The sequence below is a fragment of the Brotocaccenecus cirricatena genome (genome assembly GCF_020687045.1).
Classification (GTDB): Bacteria; Bacillota; Clostridia; order Oscillospirales; family Oscillospiraceae; genus Vescimonas; species Vescimonas cirricatena.
This window is the reverse complement of record NZ_JAJEPW010000121.1, coordinates 1-2825: the sequence shown is the minus strand read 5'-3', so window position 1 is coordinate 2825 and position 2825 is coordinate 1. Positions and strand designations below refer to the sequence as shown.

The 2825-nt window shown below is 54.6% G+C and carries 5 protein-coding genes and 1 tRNA gene; 4 read left to right on the top strand and 2 right to left on the bottom strand.

Features of this window, described 5'->3' with window-relative positions; genetic code table 11:
* Positions 1–137: 137 nt before the first annotated feature.
* Together LKD37_RS17160 and LKD37_RS17155 are read right to left on the bottom strand one after the other, a co-directional pair.
* The gene (locus tag LKD37_RS17160; protein WP_302930279.1) at positions 138–272 is read right to left on the bottom strand and encodes a hypothetical protein; all 135 of its coding nucleotides are present in this window, start codon (positions 270–272) and stop codon (positions 138–140) included.
* A gap of 81 nt (positions 273–353) precedes the next feature.
* Complete coding sequence (locus tag LKD37_RS17155) at positions 354–983, bottom strand: redox-sensing transcriptional repressor Rex (protein WP_302930278.1); 630 nt, start codon at positions 981–983, stop codon at positions 354–356.
* A 186-nt stretch (positions 984–1169) separates the two neighbouring features.
* Between LKD37_RS17155 and LKD37_RS17150 the strand changes: the two genes are divergently transcribed.
* The 4 genes from LKD37_RS17150 to LKD37_RS17135 form a co-directional block, all read left to right on the top strand.
* A tRNA-Arg gene (locus tag LKD37_RS17150) sits at positions 1170–1246 on the top strand.
* A gap of 19 nt (positions 1247–1265) precedes the next feature.
* Positions 1266–1511 carry a hypothetical protein gene (locus LKD37_RS17145; protein WP_302930277.1) on the top strand — a complete coding sequence of 82 codons (246 nt, stop codon included), beginning with the start codon at positions 1266–1268 and terminating at the stop codon, positions 1509–1511.
* Between the two features lie 117 nt (positions 1512–1628).
* Positions 1629–2318 (top strand): hypothetical protein, encoded by a 690-nt coding sequence (locus tag LKD37_RS17140; RefSeq protein ID WP_302930276.1) that lies wholly within the window; start codon positions 1629–1631, stop codon positions 2316–2318.
* Between the two features lie 73 nt (positions 2319–2391).
* Positions 2392–2825, top strand: a 434-nt coding sequence (locus LKD37_RS17135) for a hypothetical protein (protein ID WP_370686887.1), incomplete at its 3' end; no start/stop codon positions are given.

The following is a 2825-nucleotide window of genomic DNA, read 5'->3' as shown; positions in this document are numbered from 1 at the left end:
GCCTCATCCTCCTGTGTCCACTGTCCTGTCTGCCGCTTGGCCTGCACAAAGGGTTCCACCACCTGGTCCAGTTCCTCCCTTGCAGGCCCCGCCTCTGATGAAAGTGCAGATTTTATCCCCCGGCCGGGGGCCAAGGGTCAGCAGCCGCAGCCGCAGCCGTTGTTGTTGTTATTATTGCCGCAGCCCCAGCTGCCGCAGTTGCCGCACAGCAGGAACAGGATGATGATGGCGATGATGATCCACCAGCAGCAAGAAGAACCCTGATTGCACATAAATGTTAGCCTCCTATGAAGAATGTGGACCCGTGGTGGGGTCTCATTCCCATAGTATGCCGGGGCCGGGGAAAGGTGCGGTCAGCCGCGGGAAATGCGGTAACTCAGGGTCAGCAGGGTGTCCACAAAGTGGACGTCCTCAAAGAACACGCCGGGGACCTCCGTGGACAGCTCCACGTTGGTGAAGTTCCAGAAGCCCCGGATGCCCAGGTCGATAAGCTGGTCCGCCAGGGGCTGGGCCACGTTCTGGGGCACCGTCAGCACCGCCACGTTGGGCTGGTAGCGGGCCACATACTCCGCCAGCTGGTCCATGGGGCGGATGGTGACGCCCCGGATCTGGGTGTCCACCAACGCAGGGGACACGTCGAAGGCGGAGTCCACCTGGAAGCCCACCTTTTCGAAATCGAAGTTCTGCAGCAGCGCATGGCCCAGATGGCCCACGCCGATGATGATAAGCCGGTGGCCGTTGTCGATGCCCAGAATGTGGCCGATCTCGGCCCGCAGCTCCGCCACGTTGTAGCCATACCCCTGTTGGCCGAACTCGCCGAAGCAGCTGAGATCCTGGCGGATCTGGGAGGCAGTGATGTCCATCTTGTCCCCCAGGGAGCTGGACGAGATGCGCACCACGCCCTTGTTGTACAGGTCATCCAGATACCGGTAATACCGGGGCAGCCGGTGGATGACTGCGTCAGAAATTTTTTGCTTTTTCATAGAATCTTCCTCTTCTTACCAGAACAACCGGCGGTTTATCCCCTCCGCCGGGTCCTCTCCACATAGCCTATGGGTATTGTACAACAAACGCCTATACTTGTCAACTTTTTTAACAATCTTTTTTTAAAATTTTCCTTTACAATTCGGGAAAAACCTGTTATAATCCTTTGAGTCGAAAGTGAATATGCGCCCGTAGCTCAGCTGGATAGAGCGTTAGACTCCGACTCTAAAGGCCGCTGGTTCGAATCCAGTCGGGCGTACCATATTAACGAAACGGTATAGATGCGTCTGGCGAAAAGTCAGGCGCATCAACCGTTTCCGGGCTTTTTCAAGCCCGGATTTCTTCTCTCAAACCATAGATGCAAATCGCTGTTTCAGGGCGTCTGCCCCGATTCGAACCGGGCATTTTCCCTTTTCGGGCAGATGCGTTCAGCCAGCGCCCTTTTTCAGCGGCGTTTTTCCGGCTGGCAGCGGTATTTTTCTCAAAAAAGAATCATAAAGATTTGGGCGTCGTTTTGTTGGTCCTGACGGACTAAGAAAGCGGCGCCCTTTTTCATTTCAAAAAGGGCGCTGGTCGCAGCGCCTGCATTTGTAGGTCGGAGCATGATCGCTCCGGCCTTATTTTTTATGCATGGGAGGAGCTATATGAGCATCAGCGCAGAAGAAAAGGTCTGTTACCTCAGAGAAGCAGGAATCGTCCTTGCCAAGGAGGGTTTCCAGTTGGACGAAGTTCACACTGACAGGCTGTGTATCCTGCTTGACGGTGCGCCGCTGTGCGAAGTGACCGAGAGCGGCGGTATTGCCTACCGCAATAAGGATATTGACGAGCCGGAGCGAATCGCCGCCAAGGACAAGGTGTATGAGATCGTCAGAAACACAGCGGAATATATGCGCCAGATGGAGACAGCGCCCGTTTTGAAAGCCGATGGTTTAGAGGACGGCTACAAGGTGCTGGCCGATTTCAATGGCACTGTGCTGGCTGGAGTTCAGAGCAAGTACGGAGTCCACTTCGTCACATGGGATTGGGCCTATGGGCACACAGGTGTATGTCATGGTCACTATTTCATGGAGAACTATGCAGGAGCTAAACAGGACTTTGCCATCCGCTCTGGGCTGATTCAAAAGGAACGGCTTTTCACCCCAGAACAGATGACTGAGATTTATCGCTGCTGTGCGGACTCTGTAGACGGAGATTTCTTTGAACTCACGGGAGAGCAGGAAAAAATGATCCGCAGTGTTCAGCAGCAGATTGAGGAGTGTGTGCCAGATTTGGACGAGCGAATCCGGCAGCAGGAAGAAGCCTTGGAACAAGCCACACAGGAACAGACAATGTAATATCAAACGGAACGGGTCGGAGTCTTGGCAATAAGATTCCGGCCCTTTTTTCATTTCAGAGAGGAGTTCGCTTATGCCGTACTATTTCATGCGAGACACGCCGCTGCAGGCGTTGGAGCAGTTGATGATGTCTCAGCCCGGTCAAAAACCCAGAGGCGGTGGGATATACCGCAGCCCATTTCATTACACGCCCAAAGATGTGGCGTGCGAATACTGCCAGAACTATGACCGCAAGCATCCGTGCCGCCTGTGTGAATGCACCTGTCTGGAGGAACGGATCGAAGCAGGTGTACTGGAGATGAATGCGTTCATGCGGGACTGCTTCGCACCCTCTATGGGGCCGCAGTTCCGAAAACGGATGCATCAGCAACTCAGAGAAAGAAACCCTCAATTCTTCCTGTCCAATGCCCACCGGCGAAGATGGACATACTGGCGGGAACGCTGCTGGCGTCTGTCTGACCGGAACAAAGCGGCCCTCTTCCTGCTCACGGCATACGAGAGCCTTTG